This window comes from Comamonas trifloxystrobinivorans, from assembly GCF_043359985.1.
Lineage (GTDB): Bacteria > Pseudomonadota > Gammaproteobacteria > Burkholderiales > Burkholderiaceae_C > Comamonas > Comamonas trifloxystrobinivorans.
The window spans coordinates 55,990-76,181 of record NZ_JBHZGV010000006.1 but is presented as its reverse complement, the minus strand read 5'-3'; the positions used below and the strand labels follow the sequence as shown (position 1 = coordinate 76,181).

Sequence of the window (20,192 nt, the reverse complement as noted above, 5' to 3'; positions counted from 1 at the left end):
CTGCGCCGCTGCACTTTGTCAACCATTGACAAGTTTTACGCCAGCGGGGCGAACTAGGTAAAAACCAAGGTGGACAAGCCGTGGCGGCCCTTGGACGATGTCAACAGCTATGCCTTTACAACAACCAATAGCAATGACAAAGGACCTGCACCATGGCTGCAACAAGCGCAAAAAAGCGGATTCCGACCGCCTTCCTGATCCTGGGCGCCATGGTGCTCGGCATCCTGATCGGCTACCTGATCTACGTCGAGTTCCCCGATAAAGGGGCCGCCAAAGAGGTAGCGGGCTATATCTCCATCATCTCCGACGTGTTCCTGCGGCTGATCAAGATGCTGATCGGCCCGCTGGTGTTCTCCACCTTGGTGGTGGGCATTGCGCACATGGGCGATGCAGCGTCGGTGGGGCGCGTGTTTCTCAAGGCCATGGCCTGGTTTGTCACCGCCTCGCTGGTGTCGCTGGTGCTGGGCCTGGTGCTGGCCAATTTGCTGCAGCCCGGCCACAACCTGGGGTTGCCGCTGCCTGATATTGGCGCCTCGGCGAACCTGGCCACCGGCAAGTTCACGCTCAAGGAGTTCGTCAACCACCTGATTCCCAAATCGTTCGCCGAGGCCATGGCCAACAACGAGATTTTGCAGATCGTGGTGTTCTCCATGTTCTTTGGCGTGGCCCTGTCGGCCCTGGGCGAAAAAGGCAAAACCCTGGTGGCCGCGATTGACGAGCTCTCCCACGTGATGCTGAAGATCACCGGCTATGTCATGAAGCTGGCGCCCCTGGCCGTGCTGGCCGCCATGGCCGCCACCATTGCCGTCAACGGGCTGGGCATTTTGCTGAAATTCGCCGTTTTCATGGGCGATTTCTACCTGGGCCTGTTCCTGCTGTGGGCGTTGCTGGTGGGTGCGGGTTTCGTCTTCCTGGGGCCGCGCATCTTCAAGCTGATTGTGCTGATCAAGGAAGCCTTCATGCTCTCTTTTGCCACCGCCAGCTCGGAGGCCGCCTACCCCAAGATTTTGAGCGCGCTCGACCGCTTTGGCGTCAAACGCAAGATCAGCAGCTTTGTCATGCCCATGGGTTACTCGTTCAACCTCGACGGCTCGATGATGTACTGCACCTTCGCCACGCTGTTCATCGCGCAGGCCTACGACATTCACCTGCCGATGTCGACCCAGATCACCATGCTGTTGATTCTGATGCTCACCTCCAAAGGCATGGCGGGCGTGCCGCGCGCCTCGCTGGTGGTGATTGCAGCCACGCTCAACCAGTTCAATATTCCCGAAGCCGGCCTGCTGCTGATTCTGGGCGTGGACACTTTCCTCGACATGGGGCGCTCGGCCACGAATGCGGTCGGCAACTCCATTGCCTCGGCGGTAGTGGCCAAGTGGGAGGGCGAGTTGTTGTCTGAAGCCGATGCCGCCGAACTGACGAAAAAGCTCGACGCCGAAGCCGCGCTGGAAGCGCAGCCCCTGAAAACACCGGATGTGGGCTGACCATGCGCGCCGCCCTCGCTCCTTTGCAAAAGGCTTGGCAACAAGCCTTGCGCGGCGGCTTGCTCTGCACCATGCTGCCATTGGCAGCCATGGCGCAAAGCAACGCCATGGCCCCGGTTGCGCTGACTGGCACCTTGGCACAAATTCACCAGAAAGGCGAGGTCGCCCTGGCCTACCGCGAGAGTTCGGTGCCGTTCTCTTACCTCGATGCGCGCGGTAAACCCATCGGCTACTCGATCGAGCTGTGCAAAGCCATCGTGCACGCGATGGAAGTGGCAGTGCACAAGCCGCTGAGCATTCGCTGGGTGCCCGTCACCTCGGCCACGCGCTTTGCCGCCATCACCAGCGGCCAGGCCGATCTGGAATGCGGCTCCACCACCAGCAACAAGGAGCGCCAGCAGACGGTGGCTTTCTCGCCCACATTCTTTGTCTCGGGCACCAAGCTGCTGGTCAAAAAGAGCTCGGCCGTGCGCGACTACACCGCGCTGGCCGGCAAAAAAGTGGCCGTCACCAGTGGCACCACCAATGAGAAAACCCTGCGCGAGCTCTCCGAGCGCTTGCAGCTGAACCTGCAGATCACGCCCATGCGCGACCACGCCGAATCCTTTGCCCAAGTGGCAAGCGGCGCGGCCGAGGCCTTTGCCACCGACGATGTGCTGCTGTACGGCTTTATCGCGCAAACACCGGCCGGGCGCGAACAATACGCCGTGGTGGGCGATTTTCTGTCGTACGACCCTTATGGGCTGATGTTCCGCAAAGACGACCCGGCCCTGGCCAAGCTGGTGACTGAGAGCTTCCAGGCCTTGGCCGCCGATGGCGAGATCGAGCGCCAATACCGCCGCTGGTTTTTGCGCAAGCTGCCCAGCGGCCAGACGCTGAACCTGCCGATGAGCCCGCAGTTGCAGATCATTCTGGAAAGCCTGGCCGCCACCCAGACCGAATAGGCGGGGCTGCGCAGCAGACATTTCAGCGCGGGTACAGCCGCTGCGCAAGCCCTGCGCCAAACCCCAAGGCGCAGCCGCCTGCGCCGCTGGCTGGACTATCGGTTTCCCGTAGTTTGCTATTATTTTTGACGATTCAATCCAAGCTCACAAATAGCTGACAGGCTAAATAACCAGCAAAATTTGCAGCTGAAAAAATCAGCAGCGAAATCAGAGGAAATGCGCAATCCGTTATGCTGGGCGCTTGTTCCACTACCGCACGTCCTGCATTCCAAGACAGTGTCAGACCCGCATCCTTCGCGATTCCCCGACAAGGAAGACAAAAAAACCTTTTTGCAAAAGGTTGTTGAATTTATCCACCCGGCGCCAGACTCGCCCGACGAGTTGATCGAAACCCTGGCCGAAGCCGAAAACAACGATGTGATCAATGCCGATTCGCGCGTCATGCTGGAGCGCGTGATCCGGATGGAAGACATGACCGCCGGCGACGTCATGGTTGCCGCGCCACGCATGGATCTGGTGGACATCGAATCCGATTACGAGACGGTGCTGCACACCGTCATCAACACCGCGCACTCGCGCTTTCCGGTGTTCCACGGCGAGCAGGAGAACATCATTGGCATCCTGATGGCCAAGGATCTGCTCAAACTCCAGCGCTCCCCCCAGCTCAATATCCGCGCCCTGCTGCGCCCGGCCGTGTTCGTGCCCGAGAGCAAGGGCCTGAACGATCTGCTGCGCGAGTTCCGAGGCAACCGTAACCACCTGGCCATCGTGATCGACGAGTTCGGCCGCGTAGCCGGTTTGGTGACGATTGAAGACGTGCTCGAACAGATCGTCGGCGAGATCGAGGACGAGTTCGACCTGCCCGAGGAAGAAGGCGACATCTTCGCGCTGGCCGACGACACCTACCGCATCTCGGGCGACACGCCCGTGGAGCGCGTGGCCGAGGAGTTCAAGGTGGCGCTGGAAGGCAGCGACCCGGACGAATCCTTCGAAACCATCGGCGGCCTGATCGCCCACGAACTGGGCCATGTGCCCAAACGCGGCGAGCACATCATGCTCGGCGGCCTGCACTTCGAGGTGCTGCTGACCAAGGGCGGCGCCGTGCGCTGGTTCCGCGTGCAGCGGGCCGCACCGGTCTCGGACCCGGCAGCAGACGCGTAACCCACAGATGCAAGGGGCGCTACGCCCGAGCACCTGATCGCGTATAGTGCGCAAGGCGGCAGCAGACGGCGACGTCGCTGCCGTTTTTGTTTTTGAAGCACCACAACAAGACGTACACCGTGCCCGCATCCTTTTCGCTGTATGAGCCACCCCGCCGCTTTCCGTGGCATTTGCTGCTGCTCGCCGTCATCGCTGGCGTGCTGCAGGCCTGGTCGCTGGCTTGGCCTTGGCGTTTGGACGGGTACGAAACTTGGTACGGCCAGCCGCTGTGGTGGCTGCAGATTTTGTCTCTGGCCGCCCTGCCCGCGCTGCTGACGCGCGTGCAACGCGCCTGGCATGGCGTGTCGCTGGGCTGGGGTTTTGCCACTGCCTGGCTGTGCGCCACGTTCTGGTGGCTGTTCATATCGATGCACATCTATGGCGGCCTCGCGGCACCACTGGCCGTGCTGGCCGTGCTGGCCCTGGCCGCTTTTCTGGCCAGTTATTACGCGGCCGCTTGCGGTCTGTTCGTCGCCTACCGAGGCCAATGCCTGCCTCGTTCTGTGCTCTTGTTTGCCGCGCTTTGGCTGCTGGCCGAACTGGCCCGTGGCGAATGGTGGACCGGTTTCCCCTGGGGCGCTGGCGGTTACGCCCACACCGAAGGGCCACTGGCTGCACTGGCGCCATGGGTGGGCGTGTACGGCATCGGCTTTGTCGCCAGCGCAGTCGCCTTGCTGCTCGGCGGCTGGCGAGCACGCGATTGGCGCCAGTGGCACAGCTATGCCATGGTGGCTGTTGCGGTCGTTGGCGGATGGCTGCTGGCAACCCAGCCGCTGGTGGCCGAAGATAGCGCTACGGCACGCAAGCCCGTGTCGGTTGAACTGCTGCAAGGCAATATTTCGCAAGGCGAGAAGTTCCAACCCAGCTCGGGCATACCCCAGGCGCTGGCCTGGTACAGCGAACAAATGCGGGCCAGCCAGGCTGATATGGTGATCGCGCCGGAAACCGCCATCCCCGTGCTGCTGCAACAAGCCCCAATCGGCTACTGGGAAGCACTGCAACAACGCTTTGCCAGCGGCCAGCAGGCGGCGCTGATTGGCGTGCCGCTGGGCAACTTCACGCTCGGCTACACCAACTCCATGGTCGGCCTGGTGCCCGGCCAAGCCGATTACCGCTATGACAAGCACCATTTGGTGCCATTTGGCGAGTTCATTCCGCCGCTGTTCCGCTGGTTCACCGATTTGATGCAGATTCCGCTGGGCGATTTCAGCCGGGGCGGCATGAACCAGGCCTCGCTCAGCTGGGCGGGCGAGCGCTGGGCACCCAATATCTGCTACGAAGACTTGTTTGGCGAAGAGCTGGCGGCCCGCTTTGTCGACGCCAGCCAGGCGCCCACCATTCTGGTCAACGCCAGCAATATTGCCTGGTTCGGCAACTCGATCGCGATCGACCAGCACCTGCAGATCAGCCGCATGCGCAGCCTGGAGCTGGCACGCCCGATGATCCGCGCCACCAATACCGGAGCCACCGCCATCATCAACCACCGCGGTCAGGTGGAAAAAGCCTTGCCGCATCAAAGCCGCGGCGTGTTGCAGGCCCAGGTGCAAGGCGTGGATGCTGCACCGACGCTTTTTGCGCAATGGGCGGGCCGCTTTGGCCTGTGGCCGCTGTGGGCGCTGGGCCTGTTGCTGCTGGTGGGAGCCCTGCTCACCCGCCGCCAACGCTGATTAACCCCGAGGCGGCCACGGCCTGACAGTTAGCGCATGATGGCAGCAGTTCGCAACCGCAGGCTGCCATGGCCAGCCTCGCAGCCCCGGTTGGATTGCGCACGGGGCGCGGTGCAAAATCTGGTAAAAATCGGCCAACACACGTATTTTTTCGACAAAGCACAGCAAGGCCAACGGCTATGTGTCGCTGCATTTGCACGATAAAGCTGGATAATGCATGGTTGCGCATGGCGGTGTTTTTGCTGCCGTGAGAGAAAAGCGGCGGATGACCGCCCCCTGGACCTGGACTGACAATGGCTGAATCTTTTTCCTACGAGCAACTCATCGCCTCCGGTGAAGGCAAGTTGTTTACCCCTGAAAGTGGCCGCCTGCCACTGCCGCCGATGCTGATGTTCGATCGCATCACCCATATTGACGAGAACGGCGGCGCACACGGACTGGGAAAGATTGTGGCCGAGCTGGATGTGAACCCCGATCTGTGGTTCTTCCAATGCCACTTCCAAGGTGACCCGGTGATGCCTGGCTGCCTGGGCCTGGACGCCATGTGGCAGCTGATCGGCTTTTACCTGACCTGGCTGCGCCTGCCCGGCCGTGGCCGCGCGCTCGGTGCGGGCGAGGTGAAGTTCACCGGCGAAGTGGGCCCCGATGTGAAGCTGGTCACGTACGAGATCGACATCAAGCGTGTGATCAAGCGCAAACTGAACATGGCCATCGGCGATGCCCGCCTGCTGGCCGATGGCAAAGAAATCTATGTAGCCAACGATCTGCGCGTGGGCTTGTTCCTGCGCGAGGGTGACGGCAAGGAAAACGCAGCATGAAGCGTAGGGTGGTAATTACAGGGGCCGGTATCGTCTCCTGTATCGGTGTGGGTCTGGATGCCGTGGAGACTTCGCTGCGCGAAGGCCGCTCCGGGATTCAGCACATGCCAGTGTTCAAAGAACTGGGCTTGCGCAGCCAGGTCGCCGGCATTCCGCAAATCAAGGTGGAAGAGCTGATCGACCGCAAGCAACTGCGTTTCATGGGCGATGCTGCGGCGTACGCGCAAATTTCGCTGCAGCAAGCCATCGAGCAAGCGGGCCTGAAGCCCGAGCAGATCAGCCACCCACGCACCGGCCTCATCATGGGCTCGGGCGGCGGCTCGCCGGCCAACCAGATCGAGGCAGCCGACACGCTGCGCGAAAAAGGCATCCGCCGCGTGGGCCCGTATCAGGTCACGCGCTGCATGGGCTCTACCGTGTCGGCCAACCTGGCGACCAACTTCAAGATCAAGGGCATCAACTACTCGATCACCTCGGCCTGCTCCACCTCGGCGCACTGCATCGGCGCGGCTGCCCAGCAGATCGCCTGGGGCATGCAAGACGTGATGTTTGCCGGCGGCGGCGAAGAGCTGTCCTGGGGCCTGGCCATGCTGTTTGACGGCATGGGTGCCATGTCCAGCAAGTTCAACGACACGCCCGACAAAGCCTCTCGCCCCTACGACAGCGAGCGCGACGGCTTCGTCATCGCTGGCGGCGGTGGCGCGCTGGTGCTCGAAAGCCTGGAACACGCCCAGGCCCGCGGCGCCAACATCCTGGCCGAAATCGTCGGCTTCGGCATCTCCTCGGATGGCGAAGACATGGTCGCGCCTTCGGGCGAAGGCGCAGTGGCGGCCATGGCGCAAGCCATCGAAGGCCTGCCCGAGCCCATCGACTACATCAACACGCACGGCACCTCCACGCCCGTGGGCGATGTGCCCGAGCTGCACGCCATCCGCAAGGTGTTCGGCGAGAAGATCCCGCCGTTCTCCAGCACCAAATCGCTCACCGGCCACTCGCAAGGTGCCACCGGCGTGCAAGAGGCCATCTACAGCATGATCATGCTGATGAAAGGCTTTATCGCTGGCTCGGCCAATGTGGAAACGCCTGACCCGGCTGTAGGCGACATGCCTCTGGTCACCAAATCGCGCGCGGCAGACCTCAAGCAAGTGCTCTCGAACAGCTTCGGCTTTGGCGGCACCAATGCCTGCCTGGTGCTGCGCCGCTGGGAAGCGGCCTGAGCAGCGCAAACTCTACCTGTTGCTCAAGACACGAAAAAGCGCCCACGGGCGCTTTTTCTTTGCCGGGGTCATCAGCGCTTCCGTCATCAGCTATTAAACAACACGCCATCCACCAATTGCGCGGCACCCGAGCGCTGCAGATCGGCCACCAGCGCAGCAGACCAATCGGCAAACGGCTGATCGGCAAAATACCCTTGGTGCAGCAGCCCGTAATACGGTGTTGCAGCCAGCCAAGCGTAGACCTGGGCGAGCGGCAGTTGCTGCCATTCCAGCAGCTTGTACTTGAGCAATACCTTGGCGGCATAGAGCGCATGGCGCTCGGGGTGGCGCACAAAGCCATCGAGGCGGCGGCGCGCAGTGGCCAGTGCTGCGGCTACATCGGTAAAAATGCCGCCGTGGCCGGGCAGCACCACAGCAGGTTGCAGTTGCTCGATGACATCGAGCGTGGCGGCCACTTCGTCGAACGCGGCAATGCCTTCTATCTCGGGGAAAACCACGCCAAAGCCTGCTTCCCACAACGCATCGGCCGAGATCAAAGTGCGCGTTTGCGGCTCGAAAAGAATCACCGAATGCGGATCGTGCCCAGGCGCAGCATGTACCTGCCAGCGCTGCAAGCCCAGCACGGTCTCGCCGCCGGGCTGCAACACATCGTCCAACACAAAGCGAGGGCAGTCCTGACCCGTGGGGCGGTAGCTCAAACGCTCTACATCCCACTGCTGCACGGCCTGCGCATCGCCGGGCGCAATGCTGGTGCGCGCTTGCGGCCAGTGTTGTTGCAGCAAGGCGTTGCCGCCGCAGTGGTCGCTGTGCAAGTGGGTGTTGACGATGCGCTGCAACGGCGCGCCCTGCAAGGCCGATTCGACCAACGCCAGCGTTTGCTCGGCATGGATGCAGTAGCCGGTATCGACGACTGCGGTTGTGCCTTGCGTGAACACAGTGTTATTGGCCGACAGCCAGCCGCGCTCGATGAATTGCAGGCCTGGAAGCGCTGCAAAATCAGCGCCTGCCGATGGGGAAGATGGGGGTGAATAGGTCACGGCACACAGCGTAACAGAGCCTCCGCCAAGCCCCTGTAACGCAGGCAATCCCCGCATTGCGCAAGCCGATGGATACCGATAACATGATTTCACTTAGCTATAGCCAGTGGCCGTGTGCGCCATCTACGAGGAAAATCCATGCGCTTGCGCCAGACACCAAAAATTTTTCTGACATCGCTCACGGCAGCTCTGGCACTGGCTGCTTGCGGTGGCGGAGGCAGCGACAGTTTCAGCATTGGCGGTGAAGTGGCCGGCCTCGCCAGCGGCCAATCAGTGGTGCTTAGCAATAACGGCAGCGAATCACTGGCCGCAAGCAGCAATGGCGCTTTTGCGTTCAAGAACAAGATCGAATCGGGCAAAACTTACGAGGTCACCGTCGCCACCCAGCCCAGCGGCCAAAGCTGCACTGTGACCAATGGCAGCGGCACAGCCAACGGGGCGGTCAGCAATATTCGGGTGCAGTGTGCCGATATCCCCGACAGCGCGGCTTGCTTTGACAATCCGCAGCTATTAAAAGCAGGCAACCGCTATTCCATAATCACTCCGCAGACCACTACCCACTTCTCTGTGGGAGAGTTGACGACTTTTCACGACTATGCCGCTGTGCAGACTTGGGTTACGACTGAGATTGCTTCAGGCTACAGTTTTATCAACCGCTACACCAACATCACCAATGGCATGTCTTTGGACTACGGCAGGTACCTCCAAATTCGCGTGGTCCCCGTCCTCGATACCTACAATGTACCGGGCAGGGGCTTCCCCATCTCACTCAAGCCCAGCCAGACTTACACCGCACAGGGTGAGGAATTCGCAGCATACAACCCCCAACCGACCGGCACTTGGCGCGACACCGTCACCTACTTGGGGCGCGAGCCGGTCACCACCTCCTTTGGCACTTTTGAGACCTGTAGGCTGCGATACACAAGCCAAGGCAATGATGGCGTTCTCAAGACCTGGGACGATTGGCGCGTAGCTGTCGGCAAGTTTGCCGGTCTGTCGGTGCAGCAAACGACAGAAACGGGTACAACCCAACCCACCAACATCACGGTCAGCTGGGAATAAGCAGGCCTGACCCATACAAAAAGCATCTGCAGCCCACGCTGCAGATGCTTTTTTAATATCTACTCATTCGCTCCTGTTACGCGCCGGTGGCAGAAAGCGCTCAGTACCTGCCTCCCACAGCGCGTGATGCGCCTCACACCGCCAGCACCGCCTCACCCGGCAGTAAAGCGTTGGCAGCCAAGGTGGGCTGGTCGCGCAGCTTCTCATACAACGGTGCGAAATCGGTCGCAGCAAAGTCCAGCAGTTGCTGCATATCGTCGATGACGAAATAGGTTTGCTGGTAGGTGTCGATCTTGTAGCTGGTGCGCATGGCGCGCTCCAGGCTCAGTGGCAGGCGCTGTGGCTCGGGGCTGGTCACGCTGTAGGCCAGCTCGCCCGAGCTGCTCAGAATGCCGGCACCATAGGCGCGGATGCCTCCGGCTTCGCGGATCAGGCCGAACTCGATGGTGTACCAGTACACGCGCGCCAGCAGCTCGGCCGCGCCCAGTTCCGAAGCACGCAAACCGCCTTGGCCATAGGCCTGGATGAAGTCTGCAATCACCGGGTTGAACAAGAGCGGAACATGGCCGAACAGGTCGTGGAAGATGTCGGGTTCGACCACGTAGTCGAACTCTTCGGGCTTGCGAATCCAATCCGTCACCGGGAAACGGCGGTGGGCCAGCAAGTCGAAGAAAGGCACTTCAGGGATCAGCCCCGGCACCGCCACAATCTCCCAGCCGGTGGCTGCGCGCAAGCGGGTGTTGATGTCTTCAAAGCGCGGAATGCGGTCTTCGGCGCCCAAGGCCGGCAGCGCATCAATAAAAGCCTGGCTCGCCAGGCCGGGCAGCAACGCTTTTTGCCTTGCGTACAGGCGCCGGTAGGTGTCGTGATCGGCCTCGGTATAGGCCGCGTAGTTCTGCGCGCAGGTGTAGTCGTCGGCGGCGCGGCTGTAATCGCCACGCGGCGGACGCTCGGATTGGCCATAGACCACGGGTGCTTTTCCCATCTTGTACTCCTGAGTGTTGTGTACAAGGCGGAACCGGCACCTGTCTTGCGCAGACGCTTCAGTTCGCCTTGATTTTGATGGTGTTGATCAAAAACTGGAACTTGCGGCTTTCCTGGTTCACAAAATGCGACAGCTCCTGCAGCCGCATGTCTTCCGGTGCGATGCCCATCTTGCGATAAGCGGCGCGGTACTGCGGGTTGGTCAGCGCGGTCTGGAAAGCCTGGGCATAGCGCTGCGCATCCTTGTCCGGCAGGCTGGCCGGCGCAAACACGCCGAACCAGGTAGCTACGTCAAAACCGGGCACTTCCTCGTTCGCGCTCGGCACTTGTGGCAAAGCCAGATTGCGGTCTGGCGTGGTGACCGACAGGGCCAGCAACTGGCCGTTGTTGATCAGCGGCAGGGCGGAGGCCAGGTTGTCAAAAACCAGATCTACCTCGCCGCTCAGCAAAGCCTGCTGTGCAGGCGCCGCGCCCGCATAAGGGCGGTTCTGCATTTGCAGATTGGCCAGCGACTTGAGCATTTCGCCTGCGATGTGGCCAATGCTGCCGTTGCCGCCCGATCCCATTTTCAGCACGCCCGGGTTGGCCTTGATGTAGGCCACCACGTCCGACGTGCGGTGGATGCCCAGCTGCTCGGCGCGCTCTTTCTTCATCACCAGCACATTGGGCACGCGTGCCACCAAAATCAGCGGCTTGAAGTCTTTTTGCGCGTCATACGCTGGCGGCGTGCCCAGATAAGGCAGCACCGCATGCGTGGCCACCGCACCCATCACCACCAGGTTTTCCTGCGGCTTGGCATTGGCAATCAAGGCCGCGCCGGTAGCACCACCGGCGCCAGGTTTGTTGGCCACGGTGATGGCACCCAGGGATTGCTGGGCGCCTTCGGCCAGCAAATGGGCCGAGGTGTCGAGCGGGCCGCCCGGTGGGTACGGCACGACAAAGGTCAGGGGCTGGCTGGCATTTTGTGCCATGGCGCCAAACGCGCTGGCGCACAGCCAGGCAGCGAGGAGAGCAGAGCGATTCACAATGTTTCCTAATTGTTAACGCCCGAAAGTATAGAGAGCCTGTGTGTCAAATTGACAGATATCAATATTCAACAAACACCGGGTTTGCATAGGCACAGGCTGTCTTTACTGCTGCGTTTACAGCACGCCGCGGCGCATCTGGTCGAGCTCAATGCTCTCGAACAGCGCCTTGAAATTGCCATTGCCAAAACCGTCGTCGCCCTTGCGCTGGATGAACTCGAAGAAAATCGGGCCCAGCTGGTTTTCGCTGAAGATTTGCAGCAGCAATTTGCGGCCACTGCCGTCGAGCAAAATCTTGCGCTTTTTCAGCTCGGCCACGTCTTCGCCGTGGTCGGGCAGGCGTTTGTCGATCAGCTCGTAATAGGTGTCGATGGTGTCCAGCAGGCGCACGCCACCGGCGCGCAGTTGGTCGACGGTGTCGTACAAATTGTCCGAACCCATGGCGATGTGCTGGATGCCTTCGCCGTTGTACATGTCCAGGTATTCCTGAATCTGGCCGGCCTTTTCCTTGCCCTCTTCGTTGATCGGGATACGGATCTTGCCGCAGGGGCTGGTCATGGCCTTGCTCTTGACGCCGGTGACCTGGCCTTCAATGTCGAAGTACTTCACTTCGCGGAAGTTGAACAGGCGCTCGTAAAAATCCGCCCACTCGTCCATGCGGCCACGGTGCACGTTGTGCGTGAGGTGGTCGATATAGGTCAGGCCAAAACCCTTGGGGTTGAGCGCCTCTTGCGCGCTGATGCCGGGCAGCGGCTCAAAGTCCACATCAAAAAAGCCGATGTTGCCAATGTCGCCCGGCTGCGCGCCGTTCTTGCCGCGCCAGCGGTCCACCAAGTAAATCAGGCTGTCGCCAATGCCCTTGATGGCAGGAATGTGCAGCTCGCCCGGGCCGGCTGATCCGGCATAGCCCCAGGCGCCCAGGTTTTGGGCGCGCTCGTAGGCGGCCTTGGCGTCTTGCACACGGAAAGCGATGGCGCAGACACTGGGGCCGTGCAGGCGGGCAAAGCGCTGGGCAAAGCTGTCGGGCTCGGCGTTGATGATGAAGTTGATCTCACCCTGGCGGTACAGAGTGACGTTCTTGTGGCGGTGGCGCGCCACGGGCTTGAAACCCATGGATTCGAACACCTTGCCCATCGCCACCGGATCGGGCGCGGCATATTCGATAAACTCGAAGCCGTCGGTGCCCATGGGGTTGTCCCAGGTGGTGAATTCGATCGTCTGGTGCGGTGTGTTGGCGTTCATCGCAAGTCTCCTGTTGTGTCGCGGCGGTACGGATTCGGGCAGCCAGGGCGGCCACGCGGGGCCACGGCTGGTGCAAAACCGTACTGTAGCGGTCAATGCCCGCATGTTTTTGGCGATTTCAGGCCCACAATTCACCATACAAACATGTTTATTGCAGAGATGGTTTAATATGCGCAAAAATCATGCTTGATATGGAAATTTCAAGCTGCCGCACTGCAACATAGCCCTCTGCCCATGAACCCCAGCTCCCACCAACTCGACAAACTGGACCGCGCCATCCTGCAGCGCCTGCAACTCAATGGCCGCGAAACCTACGACGTGATTGGCGAGCAGGTCGGCCTGTCATCGAGCGCCGTGCTGCGCCGCGTCAAACGGCTGGAGGAAGTGGGCGTGATCGAGCGCTATGTGGCCTTGGTCAAGCCCGAATCGGTGGGCCTGTCGATGACCGCTTACCTGAACGTGCGGCTGGAAAAGTTCACCGAGGCCAGCAAGCGCAACCCGCTCGATCTGTTCCGCGCCAGCGTGCAAAGCTGGCCCGAAGTGGTGGAATGCGTGGCGCTGACCGGCGACATGGACTACCTGCTGCGCGTGGTGGTGGCCGATATGGCGCACTACAGCCGCTTTGTGATGGACACCTTGCTGCGCCACCCGGCGGTGCAGGATTGCAAAACCAGCTTTGTGCTCGACCGCGTCAAAGTCACCACCGCGTTGCCAGTGCTGCCGGGCCAATAGCGCAGCGCCTGCACTGTCACATCGGCACGACAGCCTGCGCAACGGCGCCTGTTGTTTTCCTGGGCTGAATGGTTTGATCCTGCGCAAAAAATAGGCATGCAATTGGCAAAAAATAGCCTGCATCCGCAGCAACGACTGCCCTTTGCGCCGATTTCGCACCGCCAGCCCTTGCCCGCAGGCCGCGCCAGTGCTGCACTTGAATAGCCCTTGTAAGTTTAGGAGAAGCTTTCGGCCCGAAATATGCTGCGCCGCAGCATGATTGATAATCCAGGGGTTAACCCTTATATTCCCCACATGATCACGACGAAAGAATGGTTCGCCTCATCCGTGAGCAACGGCATGATGGCCTTTTTCCCCTTCTTTGGCCGTCAAACCCCGGACGGCAAGAAGCCACGCACTGCTTCCTCTATGGTTCCGATCCGCGCCCTCAGCGAACGCCACCGCTCCCGCATCGCCGCTCACCTGCTGAGCCTCGACGAGCAAGACCGCTATCTGCGTTTTGGCTATGCGGCCAGCGATGCGCAGATCCAGCGCTATGTGGACAACCTCAACTTTGAGCGCGACGAAATCTTCGGCGTGTACAACCGCGGCCTCAAGCTGATCGCCATGGCCCACGTGGCTTACGCGCCCGCTTCGTCCAACATGGAAAGCTGCGCCGAGTTCGGCGTGTCGGTGCTCAAATCCGGCCGCGGCAAAGGCCTGGGCAGCCGCTTGTTTGAGCGTGCTGCCATGGATGCACGCACCAAGGGTGTCGAGATGCTGTTCATCCATGCCCTGTCCGAAAACACGGCCATGCTGAAAATCGCCCGCAAGGCCGGCGCCAAGGTGGAGCGCGACGGCTCGGAATCCGAAGCCTATCTGAAGCTGCCGCCCGCCGGTTTCGACACCCGCATGGCCGATCTGGTGGAGGACCATATGGGCGAGATGGATTACCAGTTCAAGAAACAGGCACGCCAGTTCTGGGCCTTTCTGGCCACCGTGCAAGAAGTGCGCCGCGACGTGCAAAACGGCCGCCACCAATCGGGTCAGTAAGCCTGTCAATCCCTAATCAAAAGCTGCCGGCGCTTGTACCAGCGCCAGCAGCTTTTTTCATGCGCGGTCGGCAAGCAGCGCAGCGGCATGGTGGATAAGTACGGTGGATAACCGTGCTTTCTCACTACCACCGCCTGCGCTTGTGGATAACACCTCAGCCCGACCCAGGCACACGCGCAGCCAGCGGCTGCGGCTGGTAGCCCGGCTCGATGTGGCAGCCGCGGTTGCTCTCGGGCGCCACCTCCGGCAAAGCCTGGGCTTGCTCGCAGCGCTCGGCGAGCGAATTGGGCGTCGGCTTGGCGCCTTGGTCCACCCAATCGAGCAATGCGGCCAGCGCAGCGCGGTATTCGGGATCGCTCAAATAGCTGTGTCCGCGCTCCTTGGTATACACCTGCACCAACTGGTCCGCCGTGCCTGCGGCCTCGCGAATCTGTTGATAACTATGCGCCAGCTCTACAAACGCGGTCTGGTCGTAAATTCCCCGCAGCGTCAGCGTCGGCAAACGGGTGCGCCCGCTGGGGCGGCTGTCGGCCAGCAACTGACCCACCGCTTGCGGGTCAGCGGCATAACGCTGCACGCCGGCGTTCAGCCGGGTTTCGTTTTCGGCACTCAGCCCGCGGTAGTGCGTGCGGCTGTTGTCGAAAGGATTGCGGTTGCCCAGGCGCTTTTGCGTCAGGTCGCGGAACAAGAATGTCCCCCAGACCAAATGGCTCGTCAGGCTGCGCTGCGTCACCGGAATCGCCGCCAGAATAGCTTTCAAGCGCAAGCTCTGCTCCTGGCTGCGCTCGCCAGCGGGCAAATCCACGCCTGTGCAATCGTTTACGCGGCGCTCCAGCTCGGCGCGCGTCAGGCTGCTGTCGGCCGGCAAGCCCTGCCACAGCGGATATTGCGGCTCGCTCGGCAACGGGTGGTTGCGGCAATAGTACTGGTAGACCGCCCGCAAATCGAGGCGCATCGTATAAGCATCAACGCCGCCGCCCAGCACTGCGCTGGTGAGCAAAACGGCATCGAAAGCCGTGCGGCCTTTGTTATCCACAGGCTGGCTGCCATAACGCCGCTCGGCAGCGATGGAGGCAACACCGCCGCCATAGCTTTGCCCGTGAAGCAACATGCGGCGCGGCTGACCAAACTCCGCCACAAACCATGCGCGCAGGTCTTCCATGTCTTGCGCCGCCATGGCCACGCCATAACCGCCGCGCCGGTAACTGGTGCCCGCCCAGGCATAGCCGCTGCTGGGCACCACGGCCCAGCGGGTAGCATCTTCCTCCACCCGTTTGATCGACGCTTTGCCCAAGCCCGGCCCGCCATGCGCATGCATCACGGCCACGCCCTGCGCGGGCTGCCAGCCTGCGGGCAAGATGGCCATCAGGTGTGCGCCGGCTTTGCTGACGGCGGCAAAGCAGCGCGCATCGGCAGGCACATGCTGCGGACAGCCCATTGCCTGCGGCTTGGCCGCCCAGGCGCCGGCAGGCAAGCAAACAGCCAGCGCCAGCCAGCGGGCCGAAGAAAAAGCAGAAGACAAACCCAGCCGCATATTCAAGCCTTTGCTATGGGAGAGCTTGCCCAGCAAGCATCTGCCGCACTAAAAACAATACGCTGAAACACCAAGGGCCGCGCCCCTTGCAGGAACGCGGCCCTTGTTTATAGAGCGATTGGGCGCTGAAAGCCAGTATCAGGCCAGCGTCACGCGGGCAAATTTGCGCTTGCCCACTTGCACCACAAAGGTGCCGGGCGTGAGCTTGAGGCCCTTGTCGCTGACCACGCTGCCGTCGATGCGCACGCCGCCGCCGTCGATCAGGCGGTTGGCTTCGCTGGTGGACGGGGCCAGGTTGGCCTGCTTGAGCAAGGCGCCAATGCCCAGCGGCGCGCCCGACAGCGAGACCTCAGGGATTTCGTCCGGAATGCCGCCCTTGGAGCGGTTGATGAAATCCTGTTCGGCCGCTTCGGCCGCAGCGCCACTGTGGAAGCGGGCGGTGATTTCCTTGGCCAGCAGCACCTTGGCATCTTTGGGGTTGCGGCCGCCTTCGACCTGCAGCTTGAGATCGGCGATCTCGGGCAGGCTCATGAACGACAGCAGAGTGAACCAGTCCCACATCAGCTCGTCCGAGATCGACAGCACCTTGGCGAACATGGTGTTGGCGTCTTCGGTGATACCGATGTAGTTGTTCTTGGACTTGGACATCTTGTGCACGCCGTCCAGGCCCACCAGCAGCGGCATGGTCAGCACGCATTGCGGCTCCTGGCCGTATTCCTGCTGCAGGTGGCGGCCCATCATCAGGTTGAACTTCTGGTCGGTGCCACCCAGCTCCAGGTCGCTCTTGAGCGCCACCGAGTCGTAGCCCTGCAGCAGCGGGTACAAAAACTCGTGCAGGCTGATCGAGCTGCCTTCGGTAAAGCGCTGGTGAAAGTCGTTACGCTCCATCATCCGGGCGACGGTGTACTTGGCCGACAGCTGGATCATGCCGCGGGCGCCGAGCTGGTCGCACCATTCGCTGTTGTAGCGCAGTTCGGTCTTGCTCGGGTCGAGCACCTTGTAGGCCTGCTCGCGGTAGGTTTCGGCATTGATCTTGATCTGCTCGGCCGTCAGCGGCGGACGCGTGCTATTGCGGCCCGAAGGGTCGCCGATCAGCGTGGTGAAGTCGCCGATCAGGAAAATCACCGTATGGCCCAGGTTCTGCAGCTGGCGCATCTTGTTGAGCACCACGGTGTGGCCGATGTGGATGTCGGGCGCCGTCGGGTCCAGGCCGAGCTTGATGCGCAGGGGCACGCCGGTGGCCTCGGACTTGGCCAGCTTCTTGAGCCAGTCTTCCTGCGGCAGCAGCTCGTCCACCCCACGCAGACTCACCTGCAATGCCTCTTGTACACGGTCGGTAACGGGGTAAGTTGTAACAATCGATTGATTCATATGGGGTTTCTCAGGTTGCCAACAAAGCCTGACGCGGTATACTTGGTCGCTTGCCTTGCAGCGTTTTATTCTAGTCGCCTCTGCCAGACGACGCGTGGATAAGCCTAAAACCGCACTAATTACGTTCTGTGACAGTGAGTTGGTGCCTTTGGCGGACGCTGCCTTTGAATTTTGGGTGTAACTCTTGTCATGGATCGTTCGCGCTTGAACCTTCCTGCTCCAGCTGCCTTGCGCCAGAGCCCGACAAGCCTGCACCGTCGTAACCGGGATTGAACTTTGAACAATGGATTCATCACAGCAGGCCATGCACTAGCCAGCCAGCTCGTCAATACCGCCCAACAACACCCCAAGCGTCTGGCCGCAGCTCTGGCCGTTTTGCTGATGACCGCCGGTGGCGGCGCTTTCGCAGTCGCCCAACTCGGCCCTACTCCCGATGACCTGCCCGTGCAAACGGTCGAGTACAGCGTTCCCTCGCTGGCATCGGATATTTCCATTGCAGACCTGGTCGACGGACCAGGTTTTTCTTTGTACCGCAGCGACGAAGTGCGCGGTAACGATTCGCCCGAAACCCTGCTGCGCCGCCTGGGCGTAGCCGATCCGGCGGCAGCGGCCTTCATCCGCAGCAACGCCAAGGCGCGCAGCGCCATCATTGGCAAGAGCGGCCGCCTGGTCACCGCCGAAACCACCAACAGCCACGAGCTCACCGCCCTGACCGTACGCTGGGCAGCGGAGAACAGCGATGTGTTCCAGCGCTTTACCATCCGCAAAAACGGCAGCAAGTTCGACACGGTGACCGAGTTCGTGCCGCTCACGCGTAATACGCGCCTGGCTGGCGGCATCATCCGCAGCTCGCTGTACGCATCCACCGATGCCGCCAACATCCCTGACAACGTGGCCAACCAACTGGCCGACGTGTTTGGCGACAAGATCGATTTCCGCAAGTCGCTGCGCGCGGGCGACCGCTTCTCGCTGGTCTACGAAACCCTGGAAGCCGATGGCGAAATCCTGCGCACCGGCCGCATGCTGAGCGCCGAGTTCCGCAACAACGGCAAAACGCACGAAGCCCTGTGGTTCCAGCCCAATCCCAAGGAAAAAGGCGATTACTACAACTTCGCTGGCGACAGCAACCAGCGCACCTACATCGGCTCGCCGGTCAAGTTCACCCGCGTCTCCAGCGCTTTTGCCATGCGCATGCACCCCATCCACAAAACCTGGGGCGCCCACAAAGGCACCGATCTGGCTGCCCCGCAAGGCACGCCCGTGCGCACCGTGGGTGATGGCGTGGTCACCTTTGCCGGCGTGCAAAACGGCTACGGCAACGTGATCTACATCGACCACGGCAACAAACACGAAACCGTTTACGCGCACCTGAGCCGCATCGAAGTGCGCCAGGGCGAAAAGGTCAGCCAGGGCAGCGAGATCGGTGCCGTCGGCCAAACCGGCTGGGCCACCGGCCCGCACCTGCACTTCGAATTCCGCGTGGCAGGCGAGCAGGTCGATCCGCTAGCCATGGTGGCGCAAAGCGAAACCATGCAGCCCATCAACAAGCAATCGCGCCCCGCGTTCGATGCCCTGTCCAAGAGCATGCGCCTGGCTTTGAACACGCAAATGGAAACGCTGGCCCGCGCCGATTAAACGCCCGCCCGCTCCCTCCATCAGGCCCCATTGCAGTAAGCTTGGGGCCTTTGTTTTTGGCAGCCGTTTTTATGACCGAGCGCTTTATCGGCCTGATGTCAGGCACTTCCCTCGATGGTGTGGATGGCGTCATCGCCCAATGGCAGGGCGAGCAATTGCAGGTGCTGCAGTACGCCAGCGTGCCTTTTTCGGCCACACTCAAAAAACAGTTGCTGGCACTGAACAGCCCTGGCGAGAACGAACTGCACCACGCCGCCCTGGCCGCCAATGCCTTGGTGCGTTGCTACACCGAGGTGGTGCAAGCCTTGCTCGGCGCCAGTGGCTTGGCCGCCAGCGACATCACAGCCATTGGCGCGCACGGCCAGACAGTACGCCACCAACCCGGCCTGTGGGACGGCACCGGCTACACCTTGCAGCTCAACAACCCGGCCTTGCTGGCTGAGCTCACTGGCATTGCGGTAGTAGCGGATTTTCGCAGCCGCGACGTAGCCGCCGGCGGTCAAGGTGCGCCCTTGGTGCCCGCGTTCCACCAAGGCGTTTTCGGGCGTCCCGACACGCTGCGCTGGGTCTTGAACATCGGCGGCATCTCCAACGTCAGCCGCCTGGCCGGCCAGGATGTGCGTGGCTGGGATTGCGGCCCGGGCAATGCGCTGATGGATTACTGGTGCCAGCTGCACACCAACGCAGCTTTCGATGCCAGCGGGCGCTGGGCCGCATCCGGCCAGCCTGTTCCCGCATTGTTGGCGGCACTGCTGGCCGAGCCTTTTCTCGCGCAAGAGCCGCCCAAAAGCACGGGCCGCGACCTGTTCAATCCCCACTGGCTCGCACCCTTGTTAGCCGAGCATGCCAGCGGCGCAGCGCCGGCCGATGTGCAGGCCAGTTTGACCGAGTTCACCGCCCGCGCCGTGGCGCAAGATATGCACAAGCACGGTGCCGCCGCAGGCCAGCAGCTGATTGTTTGCGGCGGCGGCGCCTTGAACGACCACCTGATGCAGCGCCTGGCCGCCTTGCTGCCAGGTTTGACAGTAGAAAGCTCGGCCGCCCACGGCCTGCCGCCGCTGCAGGTAGAGGCCGCCGCCTTTGCCTGGCTGGCACGCCAGTGCTGGCACGGCTTACCCGGCAATCTGCCAGCGGTGACCGGCGCACACGGGCCGCGCGTGTTGGGGGCCATCTACCCGCGCTGATGCTATTTATTCAATAGCAAAAAC

The 20,192-nt window shown here is 61.6% G+C and carries 17 protein-coding genes; 11 read left to right on the top strand and 6 right to left on the bottom strand.

The window, feature by feature from the left end; all coding sequences use genetic code 11:
- Positions 1–152: 152 nt before the first annotated feature.
- The 6 genes from ACFIQF_RS08195 (at position 153) to fabB (ending at position 7,330) form a co-directional block, all read left to right on the top strand.
- Positions 153–1,484, top strand: a complete 1,332-nt coding sequence (locus ACFIQF_RS08195; protein WP_393941826.1) for a dicarboxylate/amino acid:cation symporter — start codon at positions 153–155, stop codon at positions 1,482–1,484.
- Between the two features lie 2 nt (positions 1,485–1,486).
- The gene (locus ACFIQF_RS08190; RefSeq protein ID WP_393941824.1) at positions 1,487–2,428 is read left to right on the top strand and encodes an amino acid ABC transporter substrate-binding protein; all 942 of its coding nucleotides are present in this window, start codon (positions 1,487–1,489) and stop codon (positions 2,426–2,428) included.
- 276 nt (positions 2,429–2,704) lie between these two features.
- Positions 2,705–3,589, top strand: coding sequence for a CorC family transporter (locus ACFIQF_RS08185; protein WP_393941823.1), 885 nt, complete (start codon positions 2,705–2,707; stop codon positions 3,587–3,589).
- A gap of 119 nt (positions 3,590–3,708) precedes the next feature.
- The gene (gene lnt / locus ACFIQF_RS08180; RefSeq protein WP_393941821.1) at positions 3,709–5,295 is read left to right on the top strand and encodes an apolipoprotein N-acyltransferase; all 1,587 of its coding nucleotides are present in this window, start codon (positions 3,709–3,711) and stop codon (positions 5,293–5,295) included.
- A gap of 293 nt (positions 5,296–5,588) precedes the next feature.
- Positions 5,589–6,113, top strand: a complete 525-nt coding sequence (gene fabA, locus ACFIQF_RS08175) for a bifunctional 3-hydroxydecanoyl-ACP dehydratase/trans-2-decenoyl-ACP isomerase (RefSeq protein ID WP_431193940.1) — start codon at positions 5,589–5,591, stop codon at positions 6,111–6,113.
- The gene (gene fabB / locus ACFIQF_RS08170) at positions 6,110–7,330 is read left to right on the top strand and encodes a beta-ketoacyl-ACP synthase I (RefSeq protein ID WP_393941820.1); all 1,221 of its coding nucleotides are present in this window, start codon (positions 6,110–6,112) and stop codon (positions 7,328–7,330) included. Before fabA ends, fabB begins: the two co-directional genes overlap by 4 nt.
- Positions 7,331–7,416: 86 nt before the next feature.
- Here the strand turns inward: fabB and ACFIQF_RS08165 are convergent, their stop codons facing one another.
- On the bottom strand, positions 7,417–8,367 hold the full coding sequence (locus ACFIQF_RS08165; RefSeq protein ID WP_393941818.1) for an MBL fold metallo-hydrolase: 951 nt from the start codon (positions 8,365–8,367) through the stop codon (positions 7,417–7,419).
- Between the two features lie 138 nt (positions 8,368–8,505).
- On the opposite strand from ACFIQF_RS08165, the gene ACFIQF_RS08160 reads away from it, so the two are divergent.
- Entirely contained in the window at positions 8,506–9,429 is a 924-nt protein-coding gene (locus ACFIQF_RS08160) for a hypothetical protein (protein ID WP_393941817.1), read from the top strand.
- Between the two features lie 133 nt (positions 9,430–9,562).
- Here the strand turns inward: ACFIQF_RS08160 and phhA are convergent, their stop codons facing one another.
- From phhA to hppD, 3 genes are all read right to left on the bottom strand, one after another.
- A complete protein-coding gene (gene phhA, locus ACFIQF_RS08155; RefSeq protein WP_393941815.1) occupies positions 9,563–10,414 on the bottom strand; it encodes a phenylalanine 4-monooxygenase in 852 nt (283 codons plus the stop codon).
- Positions 10,415–10,472: 58 nt separating this feature from the next.
- Positions 10,473–11,438, bottom strand: coding sequence for a Bug family tripartite tricarboxylate transporter substrate binding protein (locus ACFIQF_RS08150; RefSeq protein WP_393941813.1), 966 nt, complete (start codon positions 11,436–11,438; stop codon positions 10,473–10,475).
- Positions 11,439–11,555: 117 nt separating this feature from the next.
- Positions 11,556–12,680, bottom strand: a complete 1,125-nt coding sequence (gene hppD / locus ACFIQF_RS08145) for a 4-hydroxyphenylpyruvate dioxygenase (protein ID WP_393941811.1) — start codon at positions 12,678–12,680, stop codon at positions 11,556–11,558.
- Between the two features lie 234 nt (positions 12,681–12,914).
- Here hppD and ACFIQF_RS08140 point away from each other — a divergent pair, with 234 nt between their 5' ends.
- Entirely contained in the window at positions 12,915–13,412 is a 498-nt protein-coding gene (locus ACFIQF_RS08140) for an Lrp/AsnC family transcriptional regulator (RefSeq protein ID WP_393941809.1), read from the top strand.
- A gap of 294 nt (positions 13,413–13,706) precedes the next feature.
- On the top strand, positions 13,707–14,444 hold the full coding sequence (locus ACFIQF_RS08135) for a GNAT family N-acetyltransferase (RefSeq protein ID WP_393941807.1): 738 nt from the start codon (positions 13,707–13,709) through the stop codon (positions 14,442–14,444).
- Between the two features lie 154 nt (positions 14,445–14,598).
- Here ACFIQF_RS08135 and ACFIQF_RS08130 read toward each other — a convergent pair whose 3' ends face one another.
- Together ACFIQF_RS08130 and tyrS are read right to left on the bottom strand one after the other, a co-directional pair.
- Positions 14,599–15,966, bottom strand: a complete 1,368-nt coding sequence (locus ACFIQF_RS08130; RefSeq protein WP_393941805.1) for an alpha/beta hydrolase family protein — start codon at positions 15,964–15,966, stop codon at positions 14,599–14,601.
- 150 nt (positions 15,967–16,116) lie between these two features.
- Positions 16,117–17,349 (bottom strand): tyrosine--tRNA ligase, encoded by a 1,233-nt coding sequence (tyrS, locus tag ACFIQF_RS08125; protein ID WP_393941804.1) that lies wholly within the window; start codon positions 17,347–17,349, stop codon positions 16,117–16,119.
- 276 nt (positions 17,350–17,625) lie between these two features.
- Here tyrS and ACFIQF_RS08120 point away from each other — a divergent pair, with 276 nt between their 5' ends.
- Together ACFIQF_RS08120 and ACFIQF_RS08115 are read left to right on the top strand one after the other, a co-directional pair.
- Positions 17,626–18,984 carry a peptidoglycan DD-metalloendopeptidase family protein gene (locus ACFIQF_RS08120; protein ID WP_393941802.1) on the top strand — a complete coding sequence of 453 codons (1,359 nt, stop codon included), beginning with the start codon at positions 17,626–17,628 and terminating at the stop codon, positions 18,982–18,984.
- A 71-nt stretch (positions 18,985–19,055) separates the two neighbouring features.
- Complete coding sequence (locus ACFIQF_RS08115; RefSeq protein WP_393941801.1) at positions 19,056–20,168, top strand: anhydro-N-acetylmuramic acid kinase; 1,113 nt, start codon at positions 19,056–19,058, stop codon at positions 20,166–20,168.
- Positions 20,169–20,192: the final 24 nt, after the last annotated feature.

Excerpts from the sequence above, each read along its gene's own strand:
- ACFIQF_RS08160 (WP_393941817.1), top strand. The coding sequence starts at position 8,506 with ATGCGCTTGCGCCAGACACCAAAAATTTTTCTGACATCGCTCACGGCA.
- fabB (WP_393941820.1), top strand. The coding sequence starts at position 6,110 with ATGAAGCGTAGGGTGGTAATTACAGGGGCCGGTATCGTCTCCTGTATC.
- ACFIQF_RS08135 (WP_393941807.1), top strand. The coding sequence starts at position 13,707 with ATGATCACGACGAAAGAATGGTTCGCCTCATCCGTGAGCAACGGCATG.
- hppD (WP_393941811.1), bottom strand. The coding sequence starts at position 12,680 with ATGAACGCCAACACACCGCACCAGACGATCGAATTCACCACCTGGGAC.
- ACFIQF_RS08140 (WP_393941809.1), top strand. The coding sequence starts at position 12,915 with ATGAACCCCAGCTCCCACCAACTCGACAAACTGGACCGCGCCATCCTG.
- fabA (WP_431193940.1), top strand. The coding sequence starts at position 5,589 with ATGGCTGAATCTTTTTCCTACGAGCAACTCATCGCCTCCGGTGAAGGC.
- tyrS (WP_393941804.1), bottom strand. The coding sequence starts at position 17,349 with ATGAATCAATCGATTGTTACAACTTACCCCGTTACCGACCGTGTACAA.
- ACFIQF_RS08115 (WP_393941801.1), top strand. The coding sequence starts at position 19,056 with ATGACCGAGCGCTTTATCGGCCTGATGTCAGGCACTTCCCTCGATGGT.
- ACFIQF_RS08195 (WP_393941826.1), top strand. The coding sequence starts at position 153 with ATGGCTGCAACAAGCGCAAAAAAGCGGATTCCGACCGCCTTCCTGATC.
- ACFIQF_RS08190 (WP_393941824.1), top strand. The coding sequence starts at position 1,487 with ATGCGCGCCGCCCTCGCTCCTTTGCAAAAGGCTTGGCAACAAGCCTTG.
- phhA (WP_393941815.1), bottom strand. The coding sequence starts at position 10,414 with ATGGGAAAAGCACCCGTGGTCTATGGCCAATCCGAGCGTCCGCCGCGT.